The following is a 15,101-nucleotide window of genomic DNA, read 5'->3' on the forward strand; positions in this document are numbered from 1 at the left end:
CTCATGACTTGGAGGCGGAGACGCCAGCGGAGAGCCGCTCGGCATAGTCGATGGCCTCGATCAGGCTGTGCTCGTTGGCAATGCCCTTGCCGGCAATGTCGAAGGCGGTGCCGTGATCGACGGAGGTGCGGATGATCGGCAGGCCCAGCGTGATGTTGACGCCGGAGAGCTCCTGCCAGCGCCCGGTCGCGGGATCGACCTGGAAGCCCAGCAGTTTGACCGGGATGTGCCCCTGGTCGTGATACATCGCGACCGCAGCATCGTACTGGCCGGCGCGCAGCTTGACGAAGATGGTGTCGCCGGGCACCGGGCCGACGACGTCGAGGCCATCGGCGACGGCCTTGGCAATCGTCGGTGCCGAAACGTCGATATCCTGCCGGCCGAACAGACCGCCCTCGCCGGCATGCGGATTGAGCGCGGCGATCGCAATCTTCGGCTTGGCGATACCGAGCCGCAGCAAGGCCTCGTTGGTGAGATCGATCACCATGCGCAGACGCTCCGGCGTCAGACGCTTCGGCACGTCTTCCAGCGCCACGTGGGTCGAGACATGGCTGACGCGCATGTTGCCGTGGGCGAGCAGCATCACCGACCCGCGCACGCCGGTGAGGTGCGCCAGCATCTCGGTATGGCCAGGGAAGTGATAGCCGGCTTTGTTGAGTGCTTCCTTGTTGAGCGGCGCGGTGACAATCGCGGAGGTCCGCCCGGCCTGGGTCAGAAGCACGCCCTGTTCGATCGCCTTGTAGGCAAAGCGGCCGCCATCGGCGCTCAAGACGCCGGGCTTGATCGGGGTGCCCTCGACATCCGCCTGGAGGAAACAGAGGTTCGGCCAGTCAGCATCGTCGGCACTCACCTCCGGAATCGCAACGGCAGCGCCGAGCGCGGCCTTGGCACCATCGAGCGCGGCGCCGCTGCCGATGATCAGGATGCGCAGATCGCCTGTCGCGATCCGGTCCTTCAGCCCGAGGCAGGCCTTGACGATGATCTCCGGGCCGATCCCGGCCGGATCGCCCATGGTAATGGCAAGATGACGAGAGGTCATGTCGGGCTCCCCGTATTGAGCAAATGATTATCCCGGAGCAGATCGCGCCACAGCTCGCTGGTGCCGAACGCGCCGGATTTCGAGATGACATCCACGCCGGCCCAGCGGCCGCCTTGCAGAATCGAGCGCGGTAGCCCCGGCACGATACGCCCCGTCACCTGGAGCGCATGCGCGCCAAGCGCAACGCATACGGCCTTCAAGGTCTCGCCGCCAGCAACGATCAAGGTTCCGGGCGGATTGAGCACCGCAATCAGCGTCGTCAGCTCGCGCGCGATCCGCTGGGCGGCCTCAGCGCGCGAAAGGCCATCCGCGAGCGCGAATTTCACCAGCGCCACGCCATCGTCAGCCAGCTTGCGTTGAACGCCTGCGCCCCCCTCACCTTCGGCCAACGCGATGGTGGCTTCGCCACATGCTGCGAGCTGGGAGGCGGTGGCGGCCTGGTCGGAACCGAACAGCCCCAGCACCGGCCGCTTCAGCCGGCTAGGCGCATCGGCGCGATGGCCGCGGGCGAGCGCGCCGGCCAGCCCGCCGCTTCCGCACCACAGCACGGGCCCCGGCATCTGCCGCGCCATTTCGACGACGCGATCGAGGTCGATGTCGCTCTCGGCATCGAAGACCTGAACACCGCCTTGCGACAGCGTATCGGCCCGGCCCTGCCGTGCATCGATGCCCTCGAGCTGCAGTTGAGCCAGGAGATTGTCACCGACACGATGCCAGTCGCCTTGGACCGTACGCGCAAATTGCTGGCCGCCCATGGTGCGGCGTCCCTGATAGTCGAAGGCCGGTGCGACCACGCATGACGCCCAATCGCCGCCGCGCAGGCAGGCGCCGAGCTCGGCCGCCCAGGCACCGCGGAGCAGGCTATCGACCTTCTTGTAGGCGATCGTCCCACCCTGAAGCTGCGGCGCCAGCCGTCCGACGATCTCGACGCTGTCGGCTTTCGACCGCTCGCGGGTGCCGCTGTCGATCGCGAGGCTTTGCGCGCTCGGAGCCGCGGGCGAATCCGCCCAGGTGACGTCGAACGGTCCGCACAGGCCGACGAACTCCGCCGCGGTGTCGAGCGCGCCGGTGAGATCGTCGGCAAGCAGGCGCACGACCGTCATCGTCATGCTGCTCCCGCGCCAAAGATCTTGCCGGGGTTCATCAGGCCGTTCGGATCGAGCAAGCGCTTGATGCCGCGCATCAGCTCGATATCGAGCGGATCGGCGACACGGGCCAGCCGGACGCGATTGGTGATCCCGATGCCGTGCTCGGCACTGATCGCCCCGCCCTGCGCTGCGGTCTCATCGTCGACGATCTCATTGATTTGCGCCACCAGGGCGGCCGTGGTCGCCGGCTCCTGACAATGCGCACGGTCGATCAGGGCGATCACGTGGATGTTGCCGTCGCCGATATGGCCATGCATCACCACGCGGGCATGCGGCACAGCGGCCATAATTCGCGCCTCGACATTGGTGACGAAGTCCGCCTGGCGCTCCAGCGGCACAACGCTGTCGTGCGAGACGACATAGCCGCTGCGCTTGTTGCCTTCGGACACGCTGTGCCTGACGGCCCAGATCGCCTTCGCCTGCGCGAGGTTGGAGGCCAGGATGACGTCTTCGGCGATGCCGGCCTCCATCGCATCCGCCAACGCCGTGGCGAGCGGCTCGTCGAGATCGACGCCCGCGAGCGTGTCCGTCAACTCAACGATCAGATACCACGGTGTCGTCAGCTCGAACGGGATGGTGACATGCGGCACGGTCTCCGCGATCGCCTCGATCTGCGAGCGCGACATGATTTCGAGGCTGCCGAGCCGGTCGCCGACCACACCGCGCAGGCGCGCCATGATCTCGAGTGCCTGCGCGACACCCTGCAATTTCACCAGCGCCAGCGCCGAGCTGCGCGGCGGCGAGAACAGTTTCAGCACCGCCGCGGTGACGATGCCGAGCGTGCCTTCCGCCCCGATGAAGAGCTGCTTGAGCGCGTAACCCGTGTTGTCCTTGCGCAGCGCGCGCAGGCCGTTGAAGATACGCCCGTCGGGCAGCACGGCTTCGAGCCCGAGCACGAGATCGCGCGTCGGGCCGTAGCGCAGGACGGCCGTGCCGCCGGCATTGGTCGAGATGTTGCCGCCGATCTGGCAGGAACCCTCGGCACCCAGGCTCAAGGGAAAGTAGCGATCGACGCTACGCGCCGCATTCTGGACCTCGGCGAGAATGCAGCCGGCCTCGACCGTGATCGTATTGGCGAGCGGACTGACGTCGCGCACGGCTCGCATGCGGTCGAGCCGGATCACGACATTGCCCGCGTGATCGTCCGGCGTCGCGGCTCCGCACATGCCGGTGTTGCCGCCTTGCGGCACGATCGCAAGGCGCCTATCGGCGCAGTATTTGACGACGGAGGCGACCTCGGCGGTCGAGCCGGGCTTCACCACCGCGACCGCCCGGCCGCGATAGCGCCCGCGCCAGTCCACCACATAAGGCTCCTGGTCGGCTCCGGACGCGATGACGTGCTTGTCGCTGACGATCGCGGCGAGCCCGGCCAATGCATCCTGGAATGAGTCGGACATCAGATCGCCTCGTCGTCCGTACCGGGCCTAGGCGGAGGCTGCGAATGCCGCAGCATTCGCAAGCAGCTCTTTCAGCTGGTCCGGCGGCAAAGACTCCAGCGGCGGCCGCAGGCGCTGCCAACCGGCATGCTTGGTGCGGTCGGCCGCCAGCGCCTTCAGCGAGGCCATCTGCGGAAATTGCGAGACCAGCTCGCGCGCCTTCACGATGCGCGCCTGCGCCGCCTTGAGCGCCGGATCGTCGTCACTGTCGCCAAAGTGCTTGAAGACATAGGCAAGACTGCGCGCGATGACATTGGAGGTCGCGGTGATGCAGCCCGCGCCGCCCCTGCGCAGCAGCGGCAGCATCAATGGATCGGCGCCGCCGAGGACAGCGAAGCCCGGGAAGCGCTCGACCATCGCCGTCATGTTGGCGAAGTCGCCGGACGAATCCTTGATGCCCGTGAACGTGGCCGGATAGGCCTTGCGCAGCCGCTCGATCAGCGCATGCGAGATCGGCTGCGCCGACATCTGCGGGTAGTGATAGAGGACGACTTTCAGGCGCGCATCACCGATGCGCTGCACCACTTCGCTGTAGGAGGCGAAGATGCCGTCATCTGTGACGTTCTTGTAGTAGAACGGCGGCAGCATCACCACGGTGTCGACGCCGACCGAGAGGGCGTGGCGCGTCAGCGCGATGGTGTCGCTGAGCGCGGCAACGCCGGTGCCGGGCAAAAGCCGCCGCGGCGCGATGCCGGCGGCCACCACCGCCTCGAGCAGCGCCGTGCGTTCGGCCACCGAAAAGGAGTTCGCCTCACCCGTCGTGCCCAGCATCGCGATGCCGTCGCAGCCTTCGTCGAGCAGATAGCGACAATGGTCCACGAAGCGCGCATGATCGGGAGCAAGCTCAGCGTCGAGCGGCGTCAACGCGGCGGAGAACACGCCATGAGGGTGCAGCGATGATGTCGACAAAACTTCCTCCGATCGTCAGAACGATGTTGTTCGGAATGCGAACATTTGTTATTTGCTGGTGCAGTCGTAAAATCAGCCCGGCCCGACGTCAAGGGCATGGCTGTCATGGTGGGGCATTCGAGCATGGCCAAGGTCGCAGGGAAGGCAGCGAAGCGCGTATCGGAAACTAGCGCCAAAAATCCCAAGAATTATGTCGCCTCCGTCGGCAAGGCCTTTGCCGTGCTCAAGAGTTTCACCAGCGAAACCTTCGAGCTGACCCTGAGTGAGATTGCCGCACGGGCCGAACTCGATCGCGGGACGGCGTTCCGCCTGATCCAGACCCTGACCGAACTCGGCTATCTCCAGGCCGTTCCGCAAAGTCGCCGGTTCCGTCTCGGCGTCGCCTGTCTCGACCTCGGCTACACCGTGCTGTCGCGCGGCTCGTTGCGGCCGATCGTCGAGCCGCTGCTGCGCGACCTCGTCCCAGCGGTCGGCGATGCGGCCTCGCTCGGCATTCTCGATGGCGGCGACGTGGTCTATCTCGCGCGCGTCGGTGCCGGCCTCGACCGTCACAAGATGGACCGCCGGCCGGGCACGCGCATCCCCGCCTACAGCGCCGCGCTCGGTCATGTCATGCTGGCGCATCTGCCACGCGACCAGCAGATCGAGCGGCTCGAGTTGCGTCCTCGCGTCAAACTGTCGGAGCGAACGCTGACCGATCTCGATGCACTGCTCGCCCGGCTCGATCAGGTGAAGAAAAAAGGCCATGCCGTCTCCGACGGCGAGAATGCCTATGGCCTGCGCACGCTGGCAACGCCGATCTTCGACGCTCAGGGTTTTGTGATCGGCGGCCTGAGCGTCACGGTCGATGCGATGCGCATGGACATGGCGGCCTTCCGCGACCAGGCGTTGCCGCGGCTGATGCAGGCGACGGCCCAAGTCCAGGATCTCACGATCAAGTCTGGATTGACGAGCTGAGTGCGGTGATGGCGATTAGATCACGATGTGATCGAAGTCGGCGGCGATCCGCGTATTCGGAAACACCCTTGTCGCTTCGGCCAATATCTCTTCATCGTCGTACCGTCCCGACATGTGGACCAGCACGAGCTGCTTGACGTTGTTGGCGGCGGCAAACGAAGCGGCTTCGGTCGCCGTGAGATGGCCGTAGTCCCGCGCGGTCGCGGCGTCACGATCGAGGAACGTCGCCTCGATCACCAGCAAGTCGGCGTCGGCGACATGTCGGGATAGACCATCAGTGGTTTCAGTGTCGCCGACCACGACGAGCTTCCTCCCGCCGCCCGGCGGACCCAGGACGTCCTCCGGATCGATGGTTCGACCGGCGATCACGACCGGCCGTCCGGCGGCCAGCTCTCCGCGCATTGGCCCGTCCGGGACACTGAGAGACGCGAGGCGCTCGGGCAGAAGGTGGCGGCGCGCGGGGCTTTGGAAAGAGAAGCCAAAGCTGTCGGTGTCGCGGTGGCGGACCGGAAAGCAGTCGATGGTGAAGTCGCCGGCATCGATGACTTGCCCCTCGGTCAGCGGTGCGAACGCCACAGGGATCGGCGCCCTGCCCGCGCCCGACAAGCCGGCGAGCATGCGAACGACGATGTCGAGCGTGCCCGGGCCCGCATGAACGGTCATCACGTCGGAGGTCTGCCGCAACCCCAGCGTCGAGAAGAGACCGGGGATGCCGAGCACGTGATCGAGGTGCCCGTGCGTCAGCAGGATGCGGTCGAGCCGGCGAAAGCCGGCGCCGCTGCGCAGCAACTGGCGCTGCGTGCCCTCTCCGCAATCAACCAGGATGCGCTTGCCCGCGGCCTCCACCAGGAGGGCCGGATGGTTGCGCTCCACTGAGGGAACGCTTGCCGAGGTGCCGAGGAATGTCAGGGCGAACATGGTCGTCAGCGTCCAGAGACCGACCTCTCCCCGATAGCACCGCAACGGTCCGCACGGTGGATGGCCTCACCGTCCCCAATGCCATGCGAGCAGCAGCGCGTACAGGCCCATCGAGCCCGCATAGAGCGCGGCAAGCAGTGCATATCCCGCAATCTGGCGGCCGAGCGCTGCCTTCGGCTTGATCCACCAGTCGAGCGCCCTGAAGGCGGCCGGCACGAGAAACCAGCCGAGCAGCTGGGTACTCACGAGATTGCCGACGAACAGCGACAGCCAGACCGGCACGCCGTGGCTGTCGATCAGCGGCGCGCTGATGAAATAGCCCCAGAGATAGACCACGGGATAGAGCACCAGCAGGACGATGAGGTTGCTCTTCCAAATCAGGCCGGGCCCTTGCTCCGGAGCCTGCGTCTTGCCGGCCGGGAACCAGAAATTGAAGCCGTAGCTTGCCCGCTTCACGTTCATGCCGGCGTTGAAGCGCGCGCCTTCCTCAAGCAGCGTCTGCCGCAAGGGCGAGTCCAGCCACGTGTTGAGGTTGGCATCGCTGTCGAACGACAGGATGACGATCCACTCGTCGTGCAGGCCCGGGATAGGCCGCTCGATCTTGTGACGCAGGAACCCCCTGAACTCGGCCTCCGCGGCCTGGATGCGCTGTTGCCATTTGAGGAACGCATCCTCGAGTCCATCCGGGACCTTGAAGGAGATGACGGCGGAGACCGCGCTGTCGCGCTGAACGCCGGTGTCGGGAAGGATATGGACGTCCTCCGACCCGACGAAGAAGCGCTGTACGTCCGCGATCAGCCGCGCCCGTACATCGCTCTGAAGCCAGGCGCGGGCAGCGGCCGGGTTCGCGAAACGCAGGATGGTCACCCAGTCCACGTGCGCTGGCGGCTGCGGCGGCACGACCTCCTGACTGAGGAAGCCGGGCCACGCCTTCAGCGCCTCGCCGACCTCGCCGTTCCACCGCGCGAACGCGGCAAAGCCGTCGTCGGCAATGCGGCGCTGGATGACGAGGGCGACCGCCTGGGCCGCCGGATCCGGAGATGCGCTCATCGCGACCGTCCGCTTCAGCTCTGCTTGTAGAGACGCTTGCCCATCACCCAGGTCTCGTCGACGCACCGGTCGTCGCCGACCATCATGACGGCGAACAGCATGTTCGCGGCGTCGTCGACCGTGCGCGGACCAGCACCGTCGGCGATCAGCGACTGGTGCCAGGGTTGCGCCAGCTGGCCGCCATTCGGATCGAGCGCGACGAAATCGGCTTCCTTGCCGGGTTCGAAATTGCCGAGCTTGTCGTCGATATAGAGGCCTTCGGCGCCGCCGAGCGTGACCGACCAGAAACCGCGATAGGGCGAGAGCTTGTTGCGCTCGGCCTCGGCGAGATCCTTGCGCGCCGGATCAATGCTGCCGTCGAGCATCGTGTTGTTGCACATGCCGACCTTGTAGGCGTCGTCGAGCACGGAGATCATCGAGAAGCGATTGCCACCGCCAACGTCGGTGCCGAACGACATCTTCACCCGATGCTCGGGATCGGTGGCACGGCCGAGGCGGAACAGACCGCTGCCGAGGAACAGGTTCGAGCACGGGCAGAACACCACCGCGGCGCCCTTCTTGGACATGCGGCGGAACTCGTTGTTCGAGAGATAGACACCGTGGCCGCCGGAGAACTTTGGCCCGACCAGGTCGAACTTCTCGTAGACGCCGAGATAATCCTGGCAGTCCGGATGTTCGACGAGCACGCCGCTGCATTCGGCCGGATTCTCTGAGATGTGGGTGTTGACCCAGCAGTCCGGATGCTCGTGCTTGAGGCGCTGACATGCCTTGAGCAGCTCCGGCGAGGCGCCGAAGGCGAAGCGCGGCGTGATGGCATAGAGGTTGCGGCCCTTGTTGTGGTACTGCGCGATCAGACCCTTGCTGTCGCGATAGAAGTTTTCGGGCGTGTCGATGAACTCGGCCGGCGCGTTGCGGTCGATCCCGGTGAGGCCCGCGATCACGCGCATGTTGCGGCGGGCCGCTTCCTCGAACAGCTCTTCGGTCGCGACCGGCGAGGAGCTGGTGAAGGCCTGGCAGGTGGTGGTGCCGGCGGCAAGCAGTGCGTCGAGAAAACGCTTCACACCGTCGCGCGCGTAGTTGCGATCCTTGTACTTGATCTCCTCGGGGTAGATCGATTTCTGGAGCCACGGCAGCAGCTGCTCGCCATAGGCACCGAGCACGCGGGTCTGCGGCAGATGGATGTGGCCGTCGATGAAGCCCGGGACGATGATGCGGTCCTTGATATGGGTGATCTCGACGCCCGGATGCGCGGCGGCGATCTTCTCATACGGACCGAACGCCTTGATGACGCCATCCGTGACGACCATCAGGCCGTCCTGGTGAAAGCGCGCGGCAGCCTGCTCGTTGCCGATGTGCTTCCAGGGATCGTCGACGAAGTCGAAGAACGTGCCGCGAATACCGACGGTGGTCATGAATGGGTTCCTTCCTTAAGTCTGTGTGGCGTGGCGTGCCGCAGGCAACGAGATCGCAAGCAGCGTCCCTGCGACGGCGCAGAGGCCGAGATAAAGCCATCCGATCGGCGCCTGGGTCGCTTCGGGCAACACCGCCGCGATCGCCATGGCGCCGCTGACCGCGAGATAGCAGAGCGCGCTGATGAGGCCGCCGATCAGGCCGTGGTCGCGCTCGAACAGGCCGAGCGCCATGCCGTACATCATCGGGCACAGCACGCCGCAACCGCCGAGCACCAGCGCACCGCCGATCGTGATCGACATGAAATCGAGACCGACGGCCAAGCCGGTCGCGGTCAAGACCACAGCGCCGGCGAGAAAGAGCGCGAAGGCGCCAAAGCCCATCACGCGGGCCGGCATGAAGCGTACGAAATGCGCGCAGCCGAGCTCGCCCGCGAGATTGACGCCGCCAAGGCCGAGCGCGACGAGACCGTAGACGGCCGCGGAATAACCGAGGCCGGTCTGGTAGAGGAACGGCGCGACGACGCCGAACGCCAGTTGCGCGCTGGCCGCGGCGGCAAACACCAGCACGAAGGCCAGGAAACCCGGACGGACGAGCGCTTCGCGGAGAATGCTCGCCGTGCGGCGCGGATCGAACGGCGCGCGTCGCTCGGCCGGCAGCGTCTCGGGCAGAAGCAGCACGACGATCGCAGCGACGATGGCCGCGGCGATGGCGATGATGACGAAGACCCCGCGCCAGGACGTCAGCTCGACGATGAAACCGCCGGCCGCCGGTGCGAGCACGGGTGCAAGCCCCCAGGCGGCACCAAGCAGCCCAGAGATCGCCGTGAGCTCGCGGCCGCGAAAGCAGTCGGCCGCAACCGCATAGGCGACGACGAGGCAGGTGCAGCCGCCGACGCCCTGCAGGAATCGCAACGCGAGCAGCAGCGATGCGCTGGTGGCGAGCGCACAGGCGATGCTCATCGCGATGAGAACCGATAGCCCCGCGAGCAGGACGTTACGGCGGCCGAGCGTGTCGGAGGCGATGCCGACAGGCACCAGCGCCAGACTCATGCCGAGCATGTAGGCGGTAACGGTGTTCTGCATCGACGCGGAATCGGTTGCGAGGTCCACCACCATCTGCGGCAGGCCCGGCGTATAGGCATCGAGCGGAATCTGACTGAACGGCACCACGCATAGCAGGATCGGCACGATCCCGCCCTTCGCGCGACCAGCGTCCGAAGCAACTGCAGTCATGGCTCACGCCCCCTCGATGCCCGCGGGTGCCGTCTTTTCGTGCGCGCAATAAGAGGCGACGATGCAGGTTGCGGATATTGACGCGCGGAGCGTGCCAGAACTGTGTATAAAAACTCTTAGGAGGCCCGCTTCAATGCGGGCGGCTCATCCTCTGGTCCTCGCGGCCTGGGGATGCTCCAACAAAAAATGCGAAAACAACCCCATGCACAGTACAAATCATTGAAGAATTTCGCTCCGGCATGACGCGAGCGTGCCCCCCGAGGACGTTTGACGCGTCGGGCAACACAGGCGCAGGATTGCACCATCCCCGCTTGTGAATTCCCGCCGCACAGACGCCATTAACCGTTCGGAAGGCATCGCCGTTTCGAGCGCAGGATCGGCATCGGCCAGGCGCAGATCAAAGCAGGAAGCCCTTGAGAGCTCCGAGAAACTGCCGCGGCGACTGAAGCTGCGGCACGTGCGCGCAGCCTGGAATGACCTTGAGTTCGGCGCGCGGCAAACCGGCGGCCAGCTCGTGCGACATTGGCGGAGGCGTCGCTTCGTCGTGCTCACCGACCAGAACGAGGGCAGGAACTTTCACCGCGGCAAGTTCGGCGCGGAGATCGAGGTTTGCCAACGCGTCGCATGCGCTGCGAAACACATCGGGATCCGTCTGCAGAAAAGCTTCACGACGATCCCGCATCAGTTCGGGATGCCGCTCCTGAAACTCGGGCGCAAACAAGCGTCGCATCGCAACGTCAGTGATCGCCTCGAGGCCCTTGTCCCGCGAGACCCTCGCCATGTTGCGAAACGCCTCGCGGCCGGGCTCCGAGAACGCCGCGCCGCAATCGGCGAGAACGAGCTTGCTGGCGATCTCCGGGTGCCGGATCGCCATCTGCAAGGCGACGAAGCCGCCATAGCCATTGCCGAGCACGATCGCCGGCGCACCGCCCGCAGCCTCCTTCACGGCCTCCGCCATCCTGTCCGCGACAGCGACGAGCCCGCCCTCGACCGCGCGTGAACGGCCGAACCCCGGCAACTCCGGCACGATGGTGCGAAACGATCCCTCAAGCTCGGGCACGATCGCATCGAAGCTCGCACGGTCCGACAACAGCGAGTGGAAGAGAAACAGCGGCGGCCCATCGCCCGATTGCGCGGCGTTGACGGTCCCGTTGGCAAGAAGCCTGTCCATGTCCGGTCTTTCCTTAACTTCGTCGGCGGGATCACACCCGTTTGCGTGCCGTGGAGGCCCCCGATTGATAAATCAACTGTCAGGGAATTCAAGCATTTGGCTCTTGACGTGAAATATCAGGATTGCCAAATTGGAGCCAACGAGGTCCCTAGAATCATGCTTTTGCGCGAAAACATCTACGATCTTCTGAGGTCTGATATTTTAGCGTGCCGGTTCGCTCCGGGCGATGAAATGCGGGAACAGGTTCTGGCCGAACGCTATTCGGTGAGCCGCCAACCGGTTCGGGATGCGCTTTTGAGGCTGCAGCGCGAGCATTTGGTGACGGTGCAGCCGCGCCAGGGCTACCGGGTCACGCCGATCTCGCTGTCGGACGCCCGCGACCTCCTCCGCTTCCGTCTTGCGCTGGAGCCGGCCTGCGTCGCCGAGGCGATCGAGAGCGCTCCGGACAGCGTTCTGAAATCGCTCGATGAATTTCGCCGCTTCTCCGGCAACCACGAAGACTTCATCGCCTACAATCGCGGCTTCCATTCCGCGCTGGCTCATGCGTCCGGCAATCGCCGCATGGCGACGGCGCTGTGCGACCTGATCGGCCAGGCCGACCGGCTGGTCCGCGTCAGCGTGTCCAATCTGAAGGGTCACGATCCGGCAAAGCTCGTCGCCGAGCACGTCGCCCTGATCGACGCCATGCAGAGCCGCGAAACGCGAACCGCGGCGCGCATCATCAAGGCCCATATCGGGGCCACCGAAAAACGCGTTCTGCCGGCGCTCAAGCGCAACGCCGTCATCGTCGAGGAGAGGTCATCATGAACATTCCGTCAAAACCCGCGTCGATCGACGTCGAAACCCACGGCAATTTCATCGACGGACGTGAAGTCGAAGCCGGCAACGGCGTGATGCTCGACGTTCGCAATCCCGCGACCGGCGACGTCATCGCCCGCATCCCCAATTCGACCGCCGAGGACATCGACCGCGCGATGAAGAGCGCGCGCGCAGCGTTCGAAGGCAAAGCCTGGGGCGGCATGGATACGCGCGCGCGTGCCCGGCTGGTCAACAAGCTCGCCGATGCTTTCGAGGCCAATCTCGACAGCCTGTACCGGCTGGAAACCCTCAACAACGGCCGGCCGGTCAACGAGACCCGCGCCCAGCTCTCCCGCCTGCCCGATTTCTTCCGCTACTTTGCCGGCGTTGCGCTGGCGCGTCGGGACTCCGTGATCCCGGTAGAAGGCGCGTATTTGAACTACACGCTTCGCACGCCGATCGGCATCGTCGCCAATTGCACGCCGTTCAATCATCCCTTGATGATCCTGTGCAAGTCGCTCGCCGTGGTGCTGGCGACCGGATGCGTCACCGTGGTCAAGCCGTCTGAATACACGCCGCTGACGACATTGAAGCTCGCGCAGATCTTCACCGAAGCCGGCCTTCCGCCCGGCGTCTTCAACATCGTTCTCGGCCTCGGGCAGAACGCCGGCAAGATGCTGGCCGAGCATGGCGACATCAACAAGCTGGTCCTGACCGGCGGCACCGAGGCAGGCCGCATCGCCGGCAGCGCGGCCGCAAAAGTGTTCGCGCATCAAACCATGGAGCTCGGCGGCAAGACGCCGGTGATGGTGTTCGACGATTTCGACGTCGACCGCGCCGTCAACTACGCCGCGTTCGGCGCCTTCATCGGCGCCGGACAGACCTGCGTCTGTGCCTCGCGCCACATCGTCCAGGCTTCGATCTATGACGAATTCGTCGAGAAGCTGCAGGCCAAGACCCGCACGATCCGCGTCGGCGATCCCTTCGACGCGAACACCCAGATGGGCCCCGTGATCTCCGCGCGGCAGCGCGACCGCGTTCTCACCTATGTAGGCTACGGCCACGAGGATGGCGCGCGTCTCGTCACCGGCGGCGTTGCCGCGAAGGTGCCGGGCCACGACAACGGCTATTTCGTCGAGCCGACCGTGTTCGCCGACGTCACATCCGACATGCGCATCTTCCAGGAGGAAGTGTTCGGTCCCTTCACCTCGGTGACGCCGTTCAAGGACGAGGCCGATGCGCTGCGGCTTGCCAACAACTCGCCGTTCGGCCTCGCCGCGGCCATCCGAACCCGCGACGTCGCCCGCGCGCACCGTGTCGCCGCCTCCGTCAAGGCCGGCATCGTCTGGATCAACGATCACCACCGTCTCGACCCGGCTTCGCCCTGGGGTGGCGTCGACGATTCCGGCATCGGCCGCGAATGCGGCACCGAGAGCTTCAACGACCACTTCAACACCAAGAGCGTGATGGTCGCGACCCACGAGCAGCCGTTCGACTGGTATCGCGACACGGCCAACCAACAGCGCCTGAACTAGCAAAAAACGACGAGCGGCCGACCGCCCATAGAAGGCGGGCCGCATCGACCAGAACAACAGTCAGGGGAGAGCGTATATGTCGACATTGGTGAACGCAGGCAGCCGTCTGGATCGGCTGCCGATCGGGCCATTCCACCGCCGCATCATGCTGCTGATCGGCATCGGAATGTTTTTCGACGGTTTCGACATCTATATCGCCGGGACCGTGCTCAGCGTCACGCTGAAGACAGGCTTTTCGACCCTCGCGCAGAATGCGGTTTTCATCTCCGCGACCTTCGTCGGCATGATGCTGGGATCATTCGGCACCGGCTTCCTCGGCGACCGCTACGGACGCCGCTTCACCTATCAATTCAATTTGCTCCTTTTCGGCGTTGCCTCCCTGGCCGCGGCGTTCTCACCGAACATGGCCTTCCTGATCGCCTGCCGCTTCGTGATGGGCGTCGGGCTCGGGGCGGAGAACGTCGTCGGCTATTCGACGATGACGGAATTCGTGCCCGCGCGCACCCGCGGCAAATGGCTCGGCTTCACCACCGTGTGCGTCGTCACCGGTCTGCCCGTGGCGCTATTGGTCGCGTCCGTGGTGGTGCCGCAATTCGGCTGGCGCTCCATGTTCGTGCTCGGCGGCGTCGGCGCGCTCGTGGTGTGGTACATGCGCAAGTCGCTGCCGGAATCGCCGCGCTGGCTGGAAGCCGTGGGACGCACCGCCGAGGCGGAAGCGCTGATGCAAGCCATCGAGAAGGAAGCCGCGCAGGGTCAGCCCCTGCCTCCTCCCGCGGCCACGACACCGGTCCCGGCATCTGCGGATCTCGGCACGCTGTTCACCGCGCCCTTGCTGTCGCGGATGATCGTCGGCGCCGTCTGCCTGATCACGATCAACACCCTGCTCTATGGCTTCGTGACCTGGCTGCCCGTGTTCTTCGTCAAGCAGGGCCTCTCGATCGCGACCTCGTTCGGCTATTCGCTGCTGATGGCGCTCGGCGCGCCCGTCGGCTCGGCCATCGGCGCGCTGACCGCCGACCGCTGGGGCCGCAAGCCGACCATCATCGGCGCATCCCTGATCACGGTGATGCTCGGAATCCTCTACCCCATGATCTCCGACCCGATCCTGCTGCCGGCTGTCGGCTTCGCGCTGACGGTACCGATCTACGTCCTGGTCGCCCTTCTGTTCGGCATCTATATCCCCGAGCTGTTTCCGACCGAGGTCCGCCTGCGCGCCTCCGGCATCGTCAACACGCTGGGGCGCGGCGCCACCATCGTCACGCCGTTCCTCGTCGTGTCGCTGTTCGAGACGCGCGGCGTGGCCGGCGTGATGGCGCTGATGATCGGGCTGCTGGTGGTGCAGATCATCACGGTCTGGGCGCTGGGCATCGAGCCGCGGCATCGCAGCCTCGAGGAGCTCAAGGCGGAGGAATCTGCCGCACCGGTGCTGAAGGAAGCCTCCTGAGGCTCTCCACCGCGTCATGGCCGGGCTTGTCCCGGCCATCCACGCCTTGCG

Annotated in this window: 13 protein-coding genes; 4 read left to right on the forward strand and 9 right to left on the reverse strand. The window is 65.6% G+C overall.

The annotated features are described in order from the left end of the window. Nucleotide 1: 1 nt before the first annotated feature. Genes pdxA through AB7G19_RS26310 form a run of 4 tightly spaced genes read right to left on the reverse strand, consistent with a single transcriptional unit; the run spans nt 2 to nt 4,532 of the window. Entirely contained in the window at nt 2-1,039 is a 1,038-nt protein-coding gene (gene pdxA, locus AB7G19_RS26295) for a 4-hydroxythreonine-4-phosphate dehydrogenase PdxA (RefSeq protein ID WP_439034648.1), read from the reverse strand. Further along, nucleotides 1,036-2,142, reverse strand: a complete 1,107-nt coding sequence (locus AB7G19_RS26300; protein ID WP_439035743.1) for a four-carbon acid sugar kinase family protein — start codon at nt 2,140-2,142, stop codon at nt 1,036-1,038. Before AB7G19_RS26300 ends, pdxA begins: the two co-directional genes overlap by 4 nt. Before the next feature lie 2 nt (nt 2,143-2,144). Further along, nucleotides 2,145-3,584: an FAD-binding oxidoreductase gene (locus tag AB7G19_RS26305; RefSeq protein ID WP_439034647.1), complete on the reverse strand. Its 1,440-nt coding sequence runs from the start codon at nt 3,582-3,584 to the stop codon at nt 2,145-2,147. A 27-nt stretch (nt 3,585-3,611) separates the two neighbouring features. Beyond that, nucleotides 3,612-4,532, reverse strand: coding sequence for a dihydrodipicolinate synthase family protein (locus AB7G19_RS26310; protein ID WP_439034646.1), 921 nt, complete (start codon nt 4,530-4,532; stop codon nt 3,612-3,614). A gap of 123 nt (nt 4,533-4,655) precedes the next feature. Here AB7G19_RS26310 and AB7G19_RS26315 point away from each other — a divergent pair, with 123 nt between their 5' ends. Further along, entirely contained in the window at nt 4,656-5,489 is an 834-nt protein-coding gene (locus AB7G19_RS26315) for an IclR family transcriptional regulator (protein ID WP_439034645.1), read from the forward strand. A 15-nt stretch (nt 5,490-5,504) separates the two neighbouring features. Here AB7G19_RS26315 and rnz read toward each other — a convergent pair whose 3' ends face one another. The 5 genes from rnz to AB7G19_RS26340 all read right to left on the reverse strand — a co-directional run bounded on the left by rnz (nt 5,505) and on the right by AB7G19_RS26340 (nt 11,273). Then, nucleotides 5,505-6,407 carry a ribonuclease Z gene (gene rnz, locus AB7G19_RS26320; protein WP_441268304.1) on the reverse strand — a complete coding sequence of 301 codons (903 nt, stop codon included), beginning with the start codon at nt 6,405-6,407 and terminating at the stop codon, nt 5,505-5,507. A gap of 66 nt (nt 6,408-6,473) precedes the next feature. Continuing rightward, entirely contained in the window at nt 6,474-7,457 is a 984-nt protein-coding gene (locus tag AB7G19_RS26325) for an antibiotic biosynthesis monooxygenase (RefSeq protein ID WP_439034643.1), read from the reverse strand. Nucleotides 7,458-7,471: 14 nt separating this feature from the next. After that, nucleotides 7,472-8,869, reverse strand: coding sequence for a guanine deaminase (gene guaD / locus AB7G19_RS26330; RefSeq protein ID WP_441268305.1), 1,398 nt, complete (start codon nt 8,867-8,869; stop codon nt 7,472-7,474). Nucleotides 8,870-8,884: 15 nt separating this feature from the next. Next, nucleotides 8,885-10,102: a multidrug effflux MFS transporter gene (locus tag AB7G19_RS26335; RefSeq protein WP_441268306.1), complete on the reverse strand. Its 1,218-nt coding sequence runs from the start codon at nt 10,100-10,102 to the stop codon at nt 8,885-8,887. A gap of 397 nt (nt 10,103-10,499) precedes the next feature. Further along, nucleotides 10,500-11,273 (reverse strand): alpha/beta fold hydrolase, encoded by a 774-nt coding sequence (locus AB7G19_RS26340; RefSeq protein ID WP_166352435.1) that lies wholly within the window; start codon nt 11,271-11,273, stop codon nt 10,500-10,502. Nucleotides 11,274-11,429: 156 nt separating this feature from the next. Between AB7G19_RS26340 and AB7G19_RS26345 the strand changes: the two genes are divergently transcribed. From AB7G19_RS26345 to AB7G19_RS26355, 3 genes are all read left to right on the forward strand, one after another. Beyond that, complete coding sequence (locus AB7G19_RS26345; protein WP_441268845.1) at nt 11,430-12,080, forward strand: GntR family transcriptional regulator; 651 nt, start codon at nt 11,430-11,432, stop codon at nt 12,078-12,080. Then, the gene (locus AB7G19_RS26350) at nt 12,077-13,606 is read left to right on the forward strand and encodes an aldehyde dehydrogenase (protein ID WP_166094885.1); all 1,530 of its coding nucleotides are present in this window, start codon (nt 12,077-12,079) and stop codon (nt 13,604-13,606) included. Before AB7G19_RS26345 ends, AB7G19_RS26350 begins: the two co-directional genes overlap by 4 nt. A 76-nt stretch (nt 13,607-13,682) precedes the next feature. Further along, a complete protein-coding gene (locus AB7G19_RS26355) occupies nt 13,683-15,050 on the forward strand; it encodes an MFS transporter (protein WP_439034640.1) in 1,368 nt (455 codons plus the stop codon). Nucleotides 15,051-15,101: the final 51 nt, after the last annotated feature.

The sequence above is a fragment of the Bradyrhizobium sp. 215_C5_N1_1 genome, assembly GCF_052075935.1.
Taxonomy (GTDB): Bacteria; Pseudomonadota; Alphaproteobacteria; order Rhizobiales; family Xanthobacteraceae; genus Bradyrhizobium; species Bradyrhizobium barranii.